Consider the following 17,619-nt stretch of genomic DNA (forward strand, 5'->3'; position numbering starts at 1 on the left):
GCAGGACAAGGAAGAAGATTTCAAAAGCAAGTACGGACATGATGCCATCCTAACGCGTTAGTAGATGAGTAGTTTGTCTATGAAGTAGGCGAGGGAACCCACCGCCGAGACGGGGGCAAGGCCCATGCTAAGGGCAGCGGGGACGTTCAGGGGCGCACCCCGCAGGGTGGCCAGGCGCCGGAAGCTCGCCAGCACCGCCCCTACCACGACGCCGAAGATGGCTGCCGGCAGGACGGCGATGTCCGAGAGCACCAGCCCGGCGAGCGGTCCTGCAAGGCCTGCCAGCACGATCCCCAGAGGCGCCACGACGCTGTCCGGCCAGCGGATCAGCCCGGCCAGCAGGGCAACCGCGGCGCTGATGGCTGCCACCAGGAGCATTTCGCGGACGCCGTTGAACCGTGCGCCGGCTATCCAGCCTGAGCCCAGGCAGGAGAGCAGCACGCCGGCGCAACAGCCCAGGGTGGATTCAAGCCGCTGGGCCTGTCCCGTTCCGCGGAGCAGCTGCACGATGAAGACGGCCATCATGCCTAGGGCAATAAATGCCGGGGTCCAGTCGAGGTAGCCGGGGGCAGGTGCCAGTCCGGCAGCAACTGCGGCTCCGGCACCCGGCACGGCGATGACCGCGGCGAGTGTCTTCTTGGCGGGTATGCGGAGGAAGTGCGGCCACCCGATGCCGATGGCGGCGGCCATGGCAACAGCGACGGCCACGAGCACCTCGCGGGAGGTGTAGACACCGGTGATGATCGCAGCGAGGCCGGCCATTCCCACGAGGCCGATACTCCACGAGCCCAACGACCGCGCCGGTGCCTGCAGCTCCGCCGTCATGCGGAGCCCGGCCTGGATTTAGTTTCTGCACTCACTGCGCTGCAATCCCATCCTGGCGTCGACCTGGAAGGGCGGGACCGCCCTTCGCGGAGGGCGTCGGGGCCCTGGCTCAATCCTGCCTTATGTGAACAGGATATGTCGCAAAACGTCCCCTGATCCGGGCCGGATCCATGGCTCCGGACAGGCCTGCGGGTATACTCAAAGCTCAGCTAAGCTCACTGCTGAGGTGGCAGGCCGGCCCTTTTCCGCTGGCCCAATGCCGGAGCAGGAAGCCAGTACCGGCCGGTGAAAACCCGGTTCAGTCGCCCAATGATGCGCGGACGGCCCATGGAGGAACAATGTCGCACATCCTGCTCTTGACGAACAGCACTGGCTCTTCGGTGGACATCCTGCCTGCCTTGGAGCTGCTGAACCACCGGGTCCACATTCTTCCTGCCGAGCCGACTGCCCTGCTGGAGACCGATCCCTGCGACATTGTGCTGCTGGATGCCCGGAAAGACCTGGTGGGCGCCCGTTCCCTCACCCAGCTGCTCAAAGCCACCGGCCTCAGCGCTCCCCTGGTACTGATCCTGACCGAGGGCGGCATGGCGGCCGTTTCCTCCGCCTGGGCCGTGGATGACATCGTCCTCGATTCGGCGGGCCCGGCCGAGGTGGAAGCCCGCATCAGGCTCTCAGTTGCCCGCGCCGTCCCGGACCATGAGGATGCGCCGACGGAGATCCGCGCAGCCGGCGTGGTGATCGACGAGGCGAGCTACACCGCCCGCGTGAACGGCGCACCGCTGAACCTGACCTTCAAGGAATTCGAGCTGCTGAAGTACCTGGCGCAGCACCCCGGCCGCGTCTTCACCCGGCAGCAGCTGCTCACCGAGGTGTGGGGCTACGACTACTACGGCGGCACCCGCACCGTGGACGTCCACGTCAGGCGCCTGCGGGCCAAGCTGGGCGCTGACCACGAGAACCTCATCAGCACCGTGCGCAACGTGGGATACCGCCTTACCCTGGTGCGGCAGCAGGAAGACGAGCTCACCGAGGCCTGAGCGCCCTTGCCGCTTCCCGTATAGCCTTGCCTCATGACTCCAGCGCATCCTGAGAAGTGGCCCGTCCATACGGAGCGGGGCGCGGTTGACCAGCAGCTCCTGAAGGACTGCCGGGACCTCCTGGCCGCGGCAGAAGAATCTGACGGCAACCCCTCCATATCGGAGCAGACCCTGGTGACCATGCGGACCGGCGGATCTGCCGTGCAGTCACCGTTGACCCTGGCCCTGTACGCCCCGGACGAGGACTCCGACCCCGCCAGCGGCCAGGACTTAGCAGGGTTCGCCGTCGTGGTGGAGGAACCCGATGGAACTGGCGTGCTGGAGATCGCCGTCCATCCCAGCTACCGGAACCAGGGGGTGGCAGACCGCCTGGTGGGCCAGCTCAAGGGCAGCCGCGGACTGGAGGGACTGAAGGCCTGGTCCCACGGCAACCATGAGGCCGCCGCGGACCTGGCGGCCCGCTACGGCTTCGGCCCCGTCCGTGAGCTGTGGAAAATGCGGATGACGACGGCGGGAGCGGACCTTCCCGAGGCCACGCTTCCGGAGGGCGTGACCCTCCGCACGTTCGTGCCCGGCAAGGATGAGGACGCCTGGCTGGCGGCGAACCGGGCCGCTTTCGCCCACCACCCCGAACAGGGCAGCCTCACCAGGGCCGACCTGGACGCCCGGGTGGCCGAGGACTGGTTCGACCCCTCGGGTTTCCTTCTGGCTGAGGACCGGCAGGGCCGCCTGCTGGGCTTCCACTGGACCAAGGTCCATCCGAAGCACGGCCCGCACCCGGCCATCGGAGAGGTCTACGCGGTGGGCGTGGCACCGGAAGCGCAGGGCATGGGGCTTGGCAAGGCCCTCACCGTTGCGGGCATCCGGCACCTCCAGGGCCTGGGGCTGCATGCCGTCATGCTGTATACCGATGCCGACAATGCAGCCGCTGTTTCCCTGTACCGGAGCCTGGGCTTCACGCGCTGGGATATGGACGTCATGTACGGACAGCTGGCAACCGTCTAGTCCACCCGGCTGACATACGGCCCCCGGGCTGGAAATGCACGGGCTTCGGCGCACTGAATGCTTGTAAGGTTGAGGCAGAACCCGCGCAGGCCGGAAGCGCCAGCATCAACCGCCAGGTAAAGGAGATGCCATGAACCCGGAACCTTCCGGAGCAGTCACGTCCAAGGACGTCGCAGTGCCGGTACGCGCCCGTTTCGGTTCCTCGGAGGTTCCCGCCTCGCGCGCCACCCAGGACCGCATTGACATCCCGGAGTTCGCGCCGAACCTGCAGCCCGAGGGCGATATCCGCCCGGACCGGTTCCTGGACCGTGAACTGAGCTGGCTCAGCTTCAACTCCCGCGTCCTGGAACTGGCCGAGGATCCCACGCTCCACCTGCTGGAACGTGTCAGCTTCCTATCGATCTTTGCCTCCAACCTGGACGAGTTCTTCATGGTCCGGGTGGCAGGGCTCAAACGGCGTATCGCCACCGGCCTCGCAGTCCCCTCCCCCGCAGGCCTCAGCCCTGTTGAGGTGCTGGAGAGGATCAGCGGGGAAGCCCACCGGCTCCAGCAGCGGCATGCGCAGGTCTACGCGGAGCAGATCCGCCCGGCCCTGGCCTACGAACACATCCACCTGATGCACTGGGACGAGCTGGACGACGCAGCGCAGCAGCAGCTCAGCGTGATCTTCGCCGAGAAGGTGTTCCCCATCCTCACGCCCCTCGCGGTGGACCCGGCGCACCCCTTCCCCTACATTTCAGGCCTGTCCCTCAACCTTGCCGTGGTGGTGCGCAACCCGATCAGCGATAAGGAACTCTTTGCCCGCGTCAAGGTGCCGGACCAGCTTCCGCGCCTTATTTCCATCGACGGCCCCCGTGCCGGGGCCGTGGCCGGACGGGTGGCGCGCTTCATTGCGCTGGAGGAAGTCATCGCGGTGCACCTGGACAAGCTGTTCCCCGGGATGGAGGTCCTGGAGCACCACAGTTTCCGGGTCACCCGGAACGAGGACGTGGAGGTGGAAGAGGATGACGCCGAAAACCTCCTCCAGGCCCTCGAGAAGGAACTCCTGCGCCGCCGCTTCGGCCCGCCCGTCCGGCTTGAGGTCACCAACGACATCAACCCGAACATCCGCGCGCTGCTGATCCGCGAGCTCGGCGTGGAGGAATCCGAGGTCTATTCCGTTCCTGCCCCGCTGGACCTCCGCGGACTCTCTGTGATCGCCGGCATCGACCGCGCGGACCTCCACTACCCCAAGCACGTTCCGCACACGTCCCGGTACCTGAACGAGTCAGAGACGTCCAAGGCCGCCAACGTGTTCGCCGCCATGCGCCGCCGGGACATCTTGCTCCACCACCCCTACGATTCGTTTTCCACCTCGGTGCAGGCGTTCCTGGAACAGGCCGCCGCCGACCCCAAGGTCCAGGCCATCAAGCAGACCCTGTACCGCACGTCCGGGGACTCCCCCATCGTTGACGCCCTGATCGACGCGGCCGAGGCCGGCAAGCAGGTCCTGGCCCTGGTGGAAATCAAGGCCCGGTTCGACGAGCAGGCGAACATCTCCTGGGCCCGCAAGCTGGAACAGGCCGGCGTGCACGTGGTGTACGGCATCGTTGGCCTCAAGACGCACTGCAAGCTTTCGCTGGTGGTGCGCCAGGAGGTTGACGGGCTCCGCCGCTACTGCCACATCGGCACCGGCAACTACCACCCCCGGACCGCCCGCTACTACGAGGACCTGGGTTTGCTGACCGCCAACGAGCAGGTGGGCGAGGACCTGTCCAAGCTCTTCAACCAGCTCTCCGGCTACGCGCCGAAGTCCACGTTCAAGAGGCTGCTGGTGGCGCCCCGTTCCGTCCGTTCCGGGCTGATCGACCGCATCGAGACCGAGATCCGGAACGCCCGCGCCGGAATCCCGGGCCGCGTGCAGATCAAGGTCAACTCCATGGTGGACGAGGCAATCATCGATTCCCTCTACCGCGCTTCGCAGGCCGGAGTGAAGGTTGACGTGGTGGTCCGCGGCATCTGCTCGCTCCGCCCCGGAGTCCCCGGGCTCAGCGACAACATCACCGTCCGTTCCATCCTGGGCAGGTTCCTGGAGCACTCCCGGGTGTTCGCCTTCGCCAACGGCGGGGACCCCGTGGTGTACATCGGCTCGGCGGACATGATGCACCGTAACCTTGACCGCAGGGTGGAGGCCCTGGTCCAGCTGTCCAGCACAGATGACATCAACTATGTCCTTGACCTGCTGCGGCGCTACATGGACCCGGATACCTCCAGCTGGCACCTGGACAACGAGGGAGTCTGGACCCGGCACCATCTGTCCGACGACGGCAAGCCCCTTGAGGACGTACAGTCCTGGCTGCTGGCCTCCCGCCCCCGGCAGCGCAGCCTGAGCCGGCGTTAAGGGCACCTGTTTTGTCGAGCGATGCACTCGTAGCAGACCAGACAGACCACCCGGGGGAACCAGTAGCCGTGACGGCTGCCGGTGCCGTGCCATGGCGCGTGGTCAAGGACAAGCTTGAAGTCCTGCTGATCCACCGGCCGCGCTATGACGACTGGTCCTGGCCCAAGGGCAAGATCGACGACGGCGAGACCATCCCGGAGTGCGCGGTCCGGGAGGTCCAGGAGGAAATCGGCCTCACCGCCCAGCTGGGCATCCCGCTGCCGCCCATCCACTACCACGTGGCCTCAGGCCTCAAAGTGGTCCATTACTGGGCCGTCAAGGCCAACGGGGCAAAGCTTCTTCCTGACGGCAAGGAGGTGGACAGCGTCATGTGGTGCGCCCCCGAAAAGGCCGCTGCGCTGCTGTCCAACCCCTCCGACGTCGTGCCCCTGCAGTACCTGCAGGAAGCCCACGGGCGCGGGCACCTGGACACGTGGCCTCTCGTGGTGCTCCGTCACGCCAAAGCGAAACCGCGCTCGTCCTGGAGCAAGGCCGAGGGCGAGCGGCCGCTTGCCGCCACGGGGACGCGGCAGGCGCTGGCGGTGAGCCGGCTCCTGCACGCCTGGAAGCCGCTTCGGGTGGTGACCAGCCCCTGGCTGCGGTGCGCCGCAACCGTCGCACCCTATGCCAAGGCGGCGGGTGCCAAGGTGAAGCTCGCGGAGGCGCTGACCGAGCATCGGCATGGCCGCAGCCCGAAGAAGACAGCCGCCGTCATTGAAGGCCTGTTCGATAAGCAGCGCGCGGTGGCTGTATGCACGCACCGCCCGGCCCTGCCCACCGTGTTCGGCCAGCTGGCCGAGCACATGCCGCAGCACCTGCGTGCGCTCCTGCCGGGAAAGGAGCCCTACCTCTCGCCCGGCGAACTGGTGGTGTGCCACGTGGCTCCCGGCGGAAAGCGGCGGATCGTGGCAGTGGAGCAGTTCAAGCCGTTTGACGACTAGGAACGGCTATGCCGGGGCGCTTGACCCCAGAGTTTTTGTATCAAACACTTAGTACATTGATGCACAATTCTGGGGGATGAAGTGCCGTTTACCGATGCCGCTGTTATTAGCAACGTTCCGCCCATGGCCGTTGTGTGGCCGTTCCTGCTGGCGGCGGGCAGCTACCTCCTGCTGCGCTGGGTCATCTGGGGACCGGGCGGCGGTTCCGCGGCCACTGCCTCCCAGCACGCATTCTGGGTGGGAATCATGGGGTGGCTGGCCAGTTCCCTGCAGCCGGCCGGAAACGCCGGCATCCTTTACGCCAGTCCGGATTCGCAGCCGCTCATCAGCACCGCGGCAATCGTGCCGGCCCTGGCTTGGCCGATACTCGGGTCCCTGGCCGTGCATGCCATCGGCCAAGTGAGTTATCCCGGCCCCCGCCTCCCCCGGCGCCAGGCGGACCTGGAGGTGCGGCGGGTGCGCGACTTCCTGCCCCGGCCGCTCGCCTGGACCGTCCTTGCTGTGTTTGCGGGTGCCGCCCTGCAAATCGGCTGGATGGCAACCCTTCCCGGCTACGAACCAGTCCCCTACGGGTCCCGCCCCGACCCCGCCGCGGGCTTTGTGCCGTACGGCGGCGACGGCCGGGTCCCCGGCATCGAGCTGGCTTCCTACCTCGGCCCCGCCCTCCTTGTCCTGGTAGTGGGAACCTGGCTGGTGCTGGTGCTGATCACCGTGCGCCGCCGGCTTGAGGCGTTGGACTCCGTGGAGAACAACCTCCTGAGGACCATTGCCATGAACAGGTTGCTCCGAACCGTGGCCACCATAGCCTCCGGCCTGGCGGCCATCGCGGGCAACCACGCAGCGCGGCCCGATCCGTCCTTTATTGCCGGCGGCTGGGTGAACGCTGCCGGGGCGGTAAACCTCGCGGTCCTGCTGGCCATGTGGTGGTGGGCGCCGCCCAAGCTTCCTGCTGTCCAGGCAGATGGTGACGTCCGTGGCCGCCGTGGACCGTCCGCGGCATCCCACCCCGCCACCCGGCTTTCCGTGTCTTTGGGCGCCGCCTCGGGGCTCGCCGCTTTCGTTCCAGCCATGGCGGCGGCGTTCATTCCAGGGGCCTTGGCCGGCCATCCGGCCCTTGTGGTGGCGCTGGCCGCCGCAAGCGTCCTGCTGGTCACCGCGGCGGGGGAACTGCTCATCCAGCGCAACTACGGAACCTCCGAAGCGCCGCGGGGATGGCCGCGCCAGCCGGTCAGCCCGGCAATGCTCACCACCGGCATCGCAGCCCTCGCCATCCTGGCAGCAGCCGTCATTGTGATCTCTTCCGTCCAGGCCGATCTCGGCATCCTGCCCTCGTGGTCCCCGACTCTTTGGGCGTGCGCTGCCGTGGTGCTCGTCGCGGTCCTTCCAGCGGGTGCGGCGAAGGCCCGGAAGGGCATTTCGACGGCGGTCGCCGGCCTGGACGCGGCGCTCCGCGCCATCACCGTGCACAGGGTGGTCCGGACGCTGGCGGCCTGTTTCACTGCGCAGGCCGGGGTGCTGTTGCTGGCGGTGGGGCGGGAGATACGCCGGGCACTGGAACTGGAACCTGCCCCCTGGGCCTGGGTCTGGGATGCCGCACCCTTCACCGGCGCGCTGCTGTGTGCCGCGGGGATCGTCATCGCCGTCATTCCCGTGCGCAGCTTCGCCCGCAGCACCGGCTCCGCCCGCACGCCAGCAAAGGAACCGGCCACGTGAGTGCGGGGATTACCGTGGACCTGCGTTCCGCAATACCTCCTTACGAGCAGATACGCTCCCAGATCAGCTCCCTGATCGCCTTGGGCGCACTCGACCCCGGAACCCGCCTGCCTACGGTCCGCAGCCTCGCGGCCGACCTCGGCATCGCAACGGGCACCGTCGCCCGGGCCTACAAGGAGCTGGAGGCCGCAGGGCTCGTGGATTCCCGGCGGCGGGGCGGAACGGTGGTCACCGCCCCGGCCGCCGGCACGCCGGGGGCCCGTGGAACGGTTCCCGTCCCTGCAGCGGTGCACGCCGCCGTCGACCACTACATTGCAGCCGGCCGGGCAGCTCGCCTGAGCGACGAAGTCCTGCTTGATGTGCTGCGCGCCAAACTGGCACGGGACGCATCGTCATGAGGACCCCAGCCTCCCGGCGTTGTCCCAGTAGACTTGAGCCGTGAGCATCCCAACGCCTTATGAAGACCTCCTGCGCGATGTCCTGGCTTCCGGCACGCACAAATCGGACCGCACGGGCACCGGAACCACCAGCGTTTTCGGACGCCAGATCCGCTTTGACCTGACGAAGAGCTTCCCGCTGATCACCACCAAGCGGGTCCACTTCAAGTCTGTGGCCGTGGAGCTCCTGTGGTTCCTGCGCGGTGAAACGAACGTGAAGTGGATGCAGGACCAGGGTGTCACCATCTGGAACGAGTGGGCGGACGCGGACGGCGACCTGGGGCCGGTCTACGGGGTTCAGTGGCGCAGCTGGCCCACCCCGGACGGCGGCCACATCGACCAGATCGCGGAGCTGGTGGACAACCTGAAGTCCAACCCGGACTCACGCCGGCACGTGGTCTCTGCCTGGAATGTTTCCGAACTGCAGGACATGGCCCTCCCCCCGTGCCATGCCTTCTTCCAGTTCTACGTGGCCGACGGCAAGCTGTCCTGCCAGCTGTACCAGCGCTCCGCGGACATGTTCCTGGGCGTCCCGTTCAACATTGCCTCCTACGCGCTGCTCACCTGCATGGTGGCCCAGCAGGTGGGGCTGGAGCCTGGCGAATTCGTCTGGACCGGCGGCGATGTCCACATTTACGAGAACCACATGGACCAGGTCCTCAAGCAACTGGAGCGCGAGCCCTACGAGTATCCGCAGCTGAGGATCAGCCGGAAGCCGGCGTCCATCTTCGACTACAAGCTGGAAGACTTCGAAGTCGTGGATTACAGGCACCACCCCACCATCAAGGCCCCGATCGCAGTATGAGCACCGAAAACTCCACAGACCCACAGTCCTTCACCGAAGAGCTTGCCGCCTCCATCACCGGCGTGGGCCTCATCTGGGCACAGACCCCGGACGGCGTCATCGGCAAGGACGGGGACATGCCCTGGCACCTTCCCGAGGACCTCAGGCACTTTACCCGGCTGACCACCGGGCACCCGGTCATCATGGGCCGGAAGACCTGGCTGTCCTTTCCGGACAAGTACCGCCCCCTGCCGGGGCGGACCAATATTGTGATCACCCGCCAGAAAAGCTGGGCCGATACGCCTGAGGCGGAGGGCGCCGTCGTAGTTCCCTCTTTGGACGATGCCCTGCTCGAATCGCAGTTCGTGGACGGCGGTGACACTGTCTGGATTCTGGGCGGCGGCGAGATTTTCCGCCAGTCGACCGAACTGGCGAATGTTGCGGTGGTTACCACCATTGATGTGGAGGCCGACGGCGACACCTTCGCTCCCGAGCTTGGCACCAGTTGGGAGGCGGCTGCCTCCGTCCCGCCGGACGGCTGGCTGACCGCCGCCAATGGCACACGCTACCGATTCACCAAGTGGTCAAGGACCGAGGGCTAGGAAGATGCTGAAGAAACCGGAAACCCTCTTTGTGCTGGGGTACATGCTGCTGCCGCTGCTTGCGCTGCTGTCCGCCATCGTGGGGCTGACGATGATCCTGGGCGGCAACAAGATTGCGGGCGCCATTGTGCTGGTGGTTGTCACGCAGGTCTTCGCCTTCGGCGCCTTCTTTGCGCTGCGGGCCCGGAAGGCAGCTGTAGTGGAGGAGTCCAAGCGGAGCTAGCCCCGCTGTGGTTTGGATGGGAAGCTCACCCCATCGCGACGTGGCGGGGGCCTGGCCTAGGCTGAAGCCTGCAGCGTGACGGACTGCTGTTTGGACAATATTGGGGGGGATGCCGGGTGGCAGGAATTTTGTGGGGCGCCGACGTCGAGCAGCTGCGCACCTTGGCGCGGCAGTTCAGCAAGACGGCGGACCTGCTGCAGCAGCAGTCCACGCAGCTGAGTGGTCAGATCAACAACAGCCCTGCCTGGAAAGGCCGCGACGCCGAACATTTCCGGTCCGACTGGAACGGCAACCATCGGACCCTCCTGCAGCAGACGGCTACCCGTCTTAAGCAGGAATCCAAGCTCCTGCTCGCCAACGCTGATGAACAGGACAGGGCGAGCAGCACCGGCGGTGCTGGCGGGAGCGCCGGGCCTGGCAGGGGCGGACCCGGTACGGGGGTGCCCGGCAGCCTCGGTGGCCAAGGCACGGGCCGCCCGCCATTCAACAATCCTTGGGGGCTCGACTGGCTTGCTGACCCAGACTCGCCCTTCCGGGACGGCTGGGACATCTACAACCTCACCAAGGCGTTGCCCAACCTCCGGGCTGGTCTCTTCGATCTGCCACACTTCATCAAGAGGGCAGACAGCTTCGCCGAGTTCTTCTCCAAGGACTTCCGAGACGTGGCAAAGGCATTTCAGGACACCAACATGCTGAGCCAGTATTTCAACACGTCCTCGGAGTTGTTCGACGGCAGGTGGGATACAGCCCTGAACCTCGTCGACGGCGGGAAAGCCGCCACGTTCTTCGAGTTCGGCGGCAAGGCCCTCGGAGTGGTGGGGGTTGGACTCGATACCCTCGACGCGTTTAACAACTTCACCAACGGCAACCCGGATGACAACGGCGGCGCTTGGTATTCGGCGGTTAAGGCGGGACTGGGCGTAGCAGGCTTCGTGCCGCCGCCCGTTGGAACTGCTGCAATGGTCGCATCGGGCGCGCTGGCCATCTACGACAACGTCCCCATCGTCAAGGAGACTGTCAATGCTATCGGCGAATCCATCGCTGATAGTGCCGAGGCGGCTTGGGAAAGTGCCGGGGACGCGGCCGAAAACGTCGGCGATTTCTTCGGATTCTGAGCACACAACGAGAGGTACTCACGATGACTGAAACAACATCACAATCCATCCCCGACGCCATCGGTTATGGATTTGCCGAGATGGCCGCCCTGGCGAGCTTGCGGGGCGGTGACGCAGCAGTACTCAGCGCGGAGGCCTTGCGGGTGGGCAACTACCTTGGCGATACGGACATGGTGAGCGCGGGGGCATCCTCCCTAGTTGCCCGCGGCCTGGCAACGGCCGAAAGCGACGGGCTTCTCGCGGTTGCAGGCCCCACCGCGGCAGTTGCCGCCGTCCTCTCTTCAGCCAGTCGCCGCATGGAGATCTCACTGCTCACCGTAGAAGGGAGCGACAGCGTGATCGCCATGGAAAATGAGGACATCCACTTGCTGTTCCAGCCGCGCTCCTACTTCACCTGGTGGGCCATGGCGCAGAGACCGGACGTCACAGCTGCCGAGGCCAATTTCGCGGTCATCAGGCAGCACCTGCACAATAACCCGCAGGGGGGCGCAACAATTCGTCGCCGCGAGGAGCTCACGGGGCAGACCCTTTACGTGAAAAATGGCGGAGGCGGATCATGGACCATCGGCACCGCCAACGCGCAGCAGAAGGACATTGTTGAAACCACAGGCCTTGACGACGCTGCCCTGCTTGACCAGATCCGCACCATCCGTCAGGACTGACTATGACATTCGATCGCGATCGTGAACGCCGCAACGATGATGTATATGCCGAGCACAAGGCGGCGCTCGCCCGGGGAGAGAAGCGCGTCCTACGGCGAACCGACACCGGCGAACTACACAGCTACCCTGGTGACGAAATCGGCTTTTCTCCCGGCCGAGGCCAGGTACAGGTCCGGTCCTGGTGGGGCATGGGAATTGTGTCTGCCTTTTTGGGGCTCCTGTTCCTTGGTTCTTCGGTGATGTTTCTTGCCTCGTTCGGGCAGGGCGCAGACCCGGAGTGGGGCGCACTGTTCGCCATCGTGCTGGGTGGTTTCGGCGCCTGGTACACCTTTGGCCTGGCCCGTGACGAGCACCGCGCCAATCAATTGCGCAAAGCGCGGGGTGCCCCTGAGCCTGGCGCTGGCCATGTCTCCCAGTGACACGTAAGCCTTCGTTCGCCACACAGGTTTCCGGAAGCAGACACCGTTTCGACCCAAAGAAGTAGTTCTTACTTTGCATCGACAGGACTGGCCTGGCCCATGAGAGCCACTGAGAAGACCTTCACGCCGTCGCGTCCCTACTTTTACGGATTTGGGCAGGGAGACGCCATTCATGCCTATACCCCGGAAGAGTGGGGCCTGGGAGGCTCGTCGGCGTCAAGTGCCAGCAACTCGACCCACAGCCTCGCGATTCTTATCCTTGTTGGGGCCGTCATCACCGTCCCGGCACTTCTTGCCCCGATCTGGCTGGTCATCGGGGCTATCCGGCTGAATATCGGCGTTGTCTTCCTGTGTCTGCTCTGCACCATCCTCTTCACAGGTGGCTGGTTTTTCATCCTGAAAACCATTCGGCAGGAACTTCGAGCACGGAAGCTGAGGCGGGCCCGTGGACTGCCCAAGCCCTGGTACGCGGTCACGGACGATCAGGCGCGCACTTGGTTCGAAGAACGTCCGGGAACGGTGGAGATCACCCGGGAGAACTTCCCGAACAGCAGCCATTCGTTCCCAGACGAACCATCATGATGGGAAACGGTCCCGTCATCAAACCGATCACTTCAGCTGTTCCGGCGAACGGGTCACCAACTGGCCGCAGCTTTTTTCGGCTGCGCGGTTGTACTGGGTCTGCTCATGGGCTTACTACCTAGAGGAACGCAAGCCGTGCGCCTTCGGAAAGCGAATGGAAGAACCCTTGAACTTTTGCCCGCTCGAGCAGCCAAGACTGGTATCAGATCCAACTTCCGGGCCAGCAGAAAGGAAACGAATGGTATCCCCCAACAACCCGCGATCCGGGCACGCAACTGGTGGATTGGCCACCCGTGGTCATGAGCCGTTGCGGGCTGCCCTGCTCCTGACAGCCGCCGGAATGGGAGGCGCGGTGTACGCCGTGCGGATGGCCGCAGTGGCAGCCAAGGCGAAACGTCTGCGCGCCGAACGTGGAATCCCTGAACCCAGCGCCCGTCAGCTCGACGGGGGTCAGGACCATAATGACCAGGCGTAGCCGGGACGTGCCCCAGGAGCCGGGCTACGTCCCCTCCCGGCCGCCGGAACAACCGTTGATTCACCGGCTGGCGGAGAACGGCGAAATTACTCCATACACAGACGAAGAGTATGGCGTCCGCAAGGACGGCGGCGCGGGCATCACCAAACCCGTCAATTCGTCCCGCGGCCTCCTGTTCCTCGCCATCCTGTTGACGGCCTGCGTGGGTGGGCTCGTCTATGCCTTAGTCCAGGTAGCCCTCACAGACCAGTGGCATATTCTCGGCGAAGTGTGGTGGGTGTTCCCCGCCACCTTGTTTCCTTTCCTGGCGGCCTGGGCCGGTTATGCCAAGGAACGCAAAGCCGAAAAGCTCCGCAGGACCAAGAACCTCCCGCGGCCTGTGGACTAAACGCCCCAGGTGCGTGCCGCCGTCGTACCTTCCGTAACCCGTCCAGCGTGACGTAACCGACTGCGCCCTTCCCGTCGCGCCGTCTAAAATAGTCGAATGACTACAGCAGCTACCCCTTCCGTCGGCCTGGTCGGATGGCGCGGCATGGTCGGTTCCGTCCTCATGCAGCGCATGCAGGACGAGGGCGACTTCGCCAACATCAACCCGGTATTCTTCTCCACCTCCAACGCGGGAGGTGCCGCGCCGTCCTTTGCTGGAACAGCAGGAGGCAACGCCGGCAAGCTCGAGGACGCGTTCGACGTCGACACCCTGGCGAAGCTGCCCATTATTGTCACCGCCCAGGGCGGCGACTACACCAAGCGCGTGCACACCGAGCTCCGCGGCCGCGGCTGGGACGGCCTGTGGATCGATGCCGCCTCGACTTTACGCATGAACGACGATTCGATCATCGTGCTGGATCCCATCAACAGGGACGTCATCGATAAGGGCCTGGTCAACGGAACCAAGGACTTCATCGGCGGCAACTGCACAGTCTCCTGCATGCTTATGGGTCTCGGCGGGCTGTTCAAGAACAACCTCGTGGAGTGGGGCACCTCCATGACCTACCAGGCTGCCTCGGGCGGCGGGGCACGGCACATGCGCGAGCTGCTCAGCCAGTTCGGCACGCTCAATGCCGAGGTCAGCACGGAACTGGACGATCCCGCATCGGCCATCCTGGACATCGACCGCAAGGTCCTGGCCCACCAGCGCACCGACATCGATGCCACACAGTTCGGCGTGCCGCTGGCCGGGTCCCTGATCCCCTGGATCGACGCGGACCTGGGTAACGGGCAGTCCAAGGAAGAGTGGAAGGCCGGGGTGGAGACCAACAAAATCCTGGGCACCTCCGCGGAAAACCGCGTGATCATGGACGGTCTCTGCGTCCGCATCGGTGCCATGCGCTCCCACTCCCAGGCCCTGACCCTCAAGCTTCGCGAGGACCTGTCCGTGGCCGAGATCGAGAAGCTCCTGGCCGAAGACAACCAGTGGGCCAAGGTGGTTCCCAACACCAAGGAAGCGTCCATGGCGGACCTGACCCCGGTGGCGGCCTCCGGCACGCTGGACATCCCCGTGGGCCGCATCCGCAAGATGGAGATGGGCCCGGAGTACATCAGCGCCTTCACCGTAGGTGACCAGCTCCTGTGGGGTGCTGCCGAGCCGCTGCGCCGCATGCTGAAAATCGCCACCGGGAACCTGTAACCCGCCAGCTTTCACTTCGTCGGCCCTGCCCCGCACGAACGGCCCTGCCCCGCATCGTCCATGCGGGCCGGGGCCGTTTTGCTTGGCACGGACGCTCTCTCACTTGATGCGGGTTAAACCGGGACGCTCTTTCACTTGAGCAGCGAAAGTGAACTGCTCCCCGGAAGTTGGACTGGCTAAATAGGATCCTAAGCTGCGAGGGCCTGGGCACGGTATTGGACCGGGCTCAGGCCCTTGAGCTTTGTTGAGATTCTTTTGGTGTTGTACCAGTGGATGTATTCCTCGACGGCGGCGGCCAGTGCGTCGGTGTTGAGGAATCGGACGCGGTGGAAGAGTTCTTCCTTGAGGTGGCCGAAGAAGTTTTCCATGACGGCGTTGTCGTAGCAGTTGCCCTTGCGGGACATTGACTGGACCGCACCGGCGCCCGCGATCAGGGTGCGCCAGGAGGGGTGGCGGTATTGGAAACCTTGGTCCGAATGCACCAGCGGCTGCTCGCCGGGCTGCAGGCAGGTCAGGGCCTCACGCAGGGAATCGTTGGTGAGCGCCAGGTTCGGGGATGAGCCCAGCGAGTAGGAAATGATCTGCCGGTCAAAGAGGTCCATGACCGGTGAGAGGTAAAGTTTCCGGTCCCCGACGCTGAACTCCGTCACATCGGTAACCCACTTCTGGTTCGGTGCATCGGCGTCGAACTCCCGGTTCAGCACGTTGGGCGCTACCGCGCCCTGTTCGCCCTGGTAGGAGTTGTAGCGCTTCCGGCGCCGGACTCTGCAGACCAGCCCGAGTTCCTGCATCAGCTTCAGCACAGTCTTCTTCGCGACCGTCCACCCTTGCTTGGACAGCTCAGTATGGACCCGCCGGTGCCCGTACCGGCCATGGTTCGTTTCGAAAATCTCCGTGACCGCGGCTTTGAGTTTCTCTTCCGGGTCCGGCGCCTGCAGCCGGGGCTGGTGATAGAAGAACGTCGACCTGGCCAGCCCGGCGACGTTCAACAGGACACCAAGCGGATAGTCAGCCTTGAGGGAAACGACGGCTTGAACCTTTACCGTCGTCCCTGTTCCCTCAAGGCCCGCAGTTTTCCCAGGTACGCCACCTCAGCGCGCAGCCGTTCGTTCTCCCGCCGCAACCGCTCAAGCTCGGACAAATCCGCAGGCGGCGGCGAATCGGGTTTCCGCGGCCGGCCTTTGGGCTTGGGCCGCAACCCGTCCTCGCCTTCGCGCCGGTACGCCAGGACCCACTTTTGCAGCAGCTCACGCGAGGCCAGACCTGCCTCGACTGCCAGATCCGGGCCGGACTCGCCCGCGAGGAACCGCTCGACCAGGGCACGCTTGAACTCAAACGAGTACGACCTCACCGGCCTGGCCACCAGCACTCCTTGCCCATGAATCCTCCACCGCCCATACAGCGCCCTGACCGGCACACGAGGCGCATCCAGCGACCGAGCCGCCGACCCATACCCGACACCCTTCTCAAACAACGCTACAGCCGCCTCGCGCTGCGCTTCAGACAATGAACTACGTGTATGCATAAAACTGCTCCCCGGAAGTCGGAACTGAATTTCTCAGTCCAACTTCCGGGGAGCAGTTCAAAGAGAAAGAGCGTTCGTGAAAAACCGACATTAACTGAGGGAGCGTCAATGTCAGCTCTCCAGAAAGCTGAGGTACCGGCCTGCGGCCTTCCTCAAGGCGGCCTGGGCGGCGGGGCCAAGGTGCCTGGCGGATTCAAAGAGTTCGGGCACGACGGCGGCGGGCCCGCTCCCGCGCTCGACGGCCCAGGTGCCGATCACCTCTCCCCCGGCCACCAGGGTCTTCTTGAAAACCCCGTTCCCGCCGGGCACGATCCTGTCCGAGTGCTCCAGGGGCAGCACGGCGGACCGGTCCTTGTACCCCAGCAGGAACTCATCAAACCCGGGCAGCAGCAGGACGGACCGGGCTCCAGGAACCCCGCCATCAAGCAGGGCCGCGGTCTCGGGCGACATCCAGTACCCCGCGCCGCCGAACTGGTGTTCCACAAGCCGGCCGCGGACGTTTTCGAACGCGGCCCGCACCTCCGTCAGCGGGAGCTGGGTCCACCAGGCGAAGTCCGCAAGGGTGGCCGGGCCGTGGCTGCGGAAGTACCGGAACATGAACTCCGCCAGGGCCTCCTGCCGTTCCAGGTTCCGTGACACCGGGATCCAGTCGTCAAAGGCCATCAGCAGTTGCTGGTTCTTTGCCAGCGGCCCTTGGACCAGCCACGCGTGCCGGCACAGTGTCCCCAGGATGTGGATGCCGCGCTGCCCCTGTGTCCGCTGCCCGGCGGCGTCAAACACCTCGAACAGTCCGGCACGGCTTACGGGACCGCTGGCGGCAATGTGCTCCAGCGCAATATCCCGGCACTTCTCAATGTCCGCCCACGTGATGCCGAGCTCCCGGTGCCGGGCCGCGATGCTTTTGGTGAGCCGTTCAGCCGTGAGGTCAAGCATCCAGCGCAGATCCTCAGGGGCCACCAGATGCAGCGTGCCGCGCATGGGCCACGACCGCACCACGGCACCGGTGTCAAGGGCGGAGCGGACACCGGTGAGGCCGCATCCCGGCACCCGCACGCCCACGGCCCACATCGCTGCCTGCAGGTCCTGGGCCTGCATCGCCGTCATCCAGCGCACAGCTTCCGCAACGGATCCGAAGCCGTCCGTTCCACCGGCAAGCCCTTGGGAGGCAAGCCTCAGCCTGCCCACAATCCTGCCGTCGGGACGGCCCATGCCTGCAGCCATGGCCCTA

Annotated in this window: 19 protein-coding genes; 15 read left to right on the forward strand and 4 right to left on the reverse strand. The window is 65.3% G+C overall.

Annotated elements, in window-relative coordinates; genetic code table 11:
* Positions 1-57: 57 nt before the first annotated feature.
* Positions 58-825 (reverse strand): permease, encoded by a 768-nt coding sequence (locus tag ABRP28_RS09550; RefSeq protein ID WP_350002100.1) that lies wholly within the window; start codon positions 823-825, stop codon positions 58-60.
* A gap of 338 nt (positions 826-1,163) precedes the next feature.
* On the opposite strand from ABRP28_RS09550, the gene ABRP28_RS09555 reads away from it, so the two are divergent.
* The 15 genes from ABRP28_RS09555 (at position 1,164) to asd (ending at position 14,866) form a co-directional block, all read left to right on the forward strand.
* Positions 1,164-1,862: a response regulator transcription factor gene (locus tag ABRP28_RS09555; protein WP_066277942.1), complete on the forward strand. Its 699-nt coding sequence runs from the start codon at positions 1,164-1,166 to the stop codon at positions 1,860-1,862.
* A 33-nt stretch (positions 1,863-1,895) separates the two neighbouring features.
* Complete coding sequence (mshD, locus tag ABRP28_RS09560) at positions 1,896-2,867, forward strand: mycothiol synthase (protein ID WP_350002102.1); 972 nt, start codon at positions 1,896-1,898, stop codon at positions 2,865-2,867.
* A gap of 130 nt (positions 2,868-2,997) precedes the next feature.
* On the forward strand, positions 2,998-5,247 hold the full coding sequence (locus ABRP28_RS09565) for an RNA degradosome polyphosphate kinase (protein WP_231457588.1): 2,250 nt from the start codon (positions 2,998-3,000) through the stop codon (positions 5,245-5,247).
* Positions 5,248-5,258: 11 nt separating this feature from the next.
* A complete protein-coding gene (locus ABRP28_RS09570; RefSeq protein WP_231457589.1) occupies positions 5,259-6,227 on the forward strand; it encodes an NUDIX hydrolase in 969 nt (322 codons plus the stop codon).
* A gap of 81 nt (positions 6,228-6,308) precedes the next feature.
* Positions 6,309-7,940 carry a hypothetical protein gene (locus ABRP28_RS09575; RefSeq protein WP_374152963.1) on the forward strand — a complete coding sequence of 544 codons (1,632 nt, stop codon included), beginning with the start codon at positions 6,309-6,311 and terminating at the stop codon, positions 7,938-7,940.
* The gene (locus tag ABRP28_RS09580) at positions 7,937-8,338 is read left to right on the forward strand and encodes a GntR family transcriptional regulator (RefSeq protein ID WP_350002106.1); all 402 of its coding nucleotides are present in this window, start codon (positions 7,937-7,939) and stop codon (positions 8,336-8,338) included. Before ABRP28_RS09575 ends, ABRP28_RS09580 begins: the two co-directional genes overlap by 4 nt.
* A gap of 40 nt (positions 8,339-8,378) precedes the next feature.
* Positions 8,379-9,182, forward strand: a complete 804-nt coding sequence (locus tag ABRP28_RS09585) for a thymidylate synthase (RefSeq protein WP_350002108.1) — start codon at positions 8,379-8,381, stop codon at positions 9,180-9,182.
* Positions 9,179-9,763 (forward strand): dihydrofolate reductase, encoded by a 585-nt coding sequence (locus ABRP28_RS09590; protein ID WP_350002109.1) that lies wholly within the window; start codon positions 9,179-9,181, stop codon positions 9,761-9,763. Before ABRP28_RS09585 ends, ABRP28_RS09590 begins: the two co-directional genes overlap by 4 nt.
* A 4-nt stretch (positions 9,764-9,767) precedes the next feature.
* Entirely contained in the window at positions 9,768-9,986 is a 219-nt protein-coding gene (locus ABRP28_RS09595; RefSeq protein WP_350002111.1) for an NF038396 family protein, read from the forward strand.
* Positions 9,987-10,102: 116 nt separating this feature from the next.
* Positions 10,103-11,101: a WXG100 family type VII secretion target gene (locus ABRP28_RS09600; protein ID WP_350002112.1), complete on the forward strand. Its 999-nt coding sequence runs from the start codon at positions 10,103-10,105 to the stop codon at positions 11,099-11,101.
* A 23-nt stretch (positions 11,102-11,124) separates the two neighbouring features.
* Positions 11,125-11,763: a hypothetical protein gene (locus tag ABRP28_RS09605; RefSeq protein ID WP_350002113.1), complete on the forward strand. Its 639-nt coding sequence runs from the start codon at positions 11,125-11,127 to the stop codon at positions 11,761-11,763.
* Between the two features lie 2 nt (positions 11,764-11,765).
* Entirely contained in the window at positions 11,766-12,182 is a 417-nt protein-coding gene (locus ABRP28_RS09610; RefSeq protein WP_350002115.1) for a hypothetical protein, read from the forward strand.
* Positions 12,183-12,281: 99 nt separating this feature from the next.
* Positions 12,282-12,764: a hypothetical protein gene (locus tag ABRP28_RS09615; protein WP_350002117.1), complete on the forward strand. Its 483-nt coding sequence runs from the start codon at positions 12,282-12,284 to the stop codon at positions 12,762-12,764.
* 461 nt (positions 12,765-13,225) lie between these two features.
* The gene (locus tag ABRP28_RS09620) at positions 13,226-13,627 is read left to right on the forward strand and encodes a hypothetical protein (protein ID WP_350002120.1); all 402 of its coding nucleotides are present in this window, start codon (positions 13,226-13,228) and stop codon (positions 13,625-13,627) included.
* Between the two features lie 96 nt (positions 13,628-13,723).
* The gene (gene asd, locus ABRP28_RS09625) at positions 13,724-14,866 is read left to right on the forward strand and encodes an aspartate-semialdehyde dehydrogenase (RefSeq protein ID WP_350002121.1); all 1,143 of its coding nucleotides are present in this window, start codon (positions 13,724-13,726) and stop codon (positions 14,864-14,866) included.
* A 188-nt stretch (positions 14,867-15,054) separates the two neighbouring features.
* On the opposite strand, the gene ABRP28_RS09630 is transcribed toward asd, so the two are convergent.
* The 3 genes from ABRP28_RS09630 to ABRP28_RS09640 all read right to left on the reverse strand — a co-directional run bounded on the left by ABRP28_RS09630 (position 15,055) and on the right by ABRP28_RS09640 (position 17,612).
* Positions 15,055-15,855 (reverse strand): IS3 family transposase, encoded by an 801-nt coding sequence (locus tag ABRP28_RS09630; protein WP_374152861.1) that lies wholly within the window; start codon positions 15,853-15,855, stop codon positions 15,055-15,057.
* A gap of 50 nt (positions 15,856-15,905) precedes the next feature.
* Positions 15,906-16,229 carry a helix-turn-helix domain-containing protein gene (locus ABRP28_RS09635; protein WP_374152860.1) on the reverse strand — a complete coding sequence of 108 codons (324 nt, stop codon included), beginning with the start codon at positions 16,227-16,229 and terminating at the stop codon, positions 15,906-15,908.
* A gap of 273 nt (positions 16,230-16,502) precedes the next feature.
* Positions 16,503-17,612 (reverse strand): winged helix DNA-binding domain-containing protein, encoded by a 1,110-nt coding sequence (locus ABRP28_RS09640; RefSeq protein ID WP_350006121.1) that lies wholly within the window; start codon positions 17,610-17,612, stop codon positions 16,503-16,505.
* Between the last annotated feature and the right edge of the window lie 7 nt (positions 17,613-17,619).

Source organism: Pseudarthrobacter sp. WHRI 8279, assembly GCF_040224115.2.
Lineage (GTDB): Bacteria > Actinomycetota > Actinomycetes > Actinomycetales > Micrococcaceae > Arthrobacter.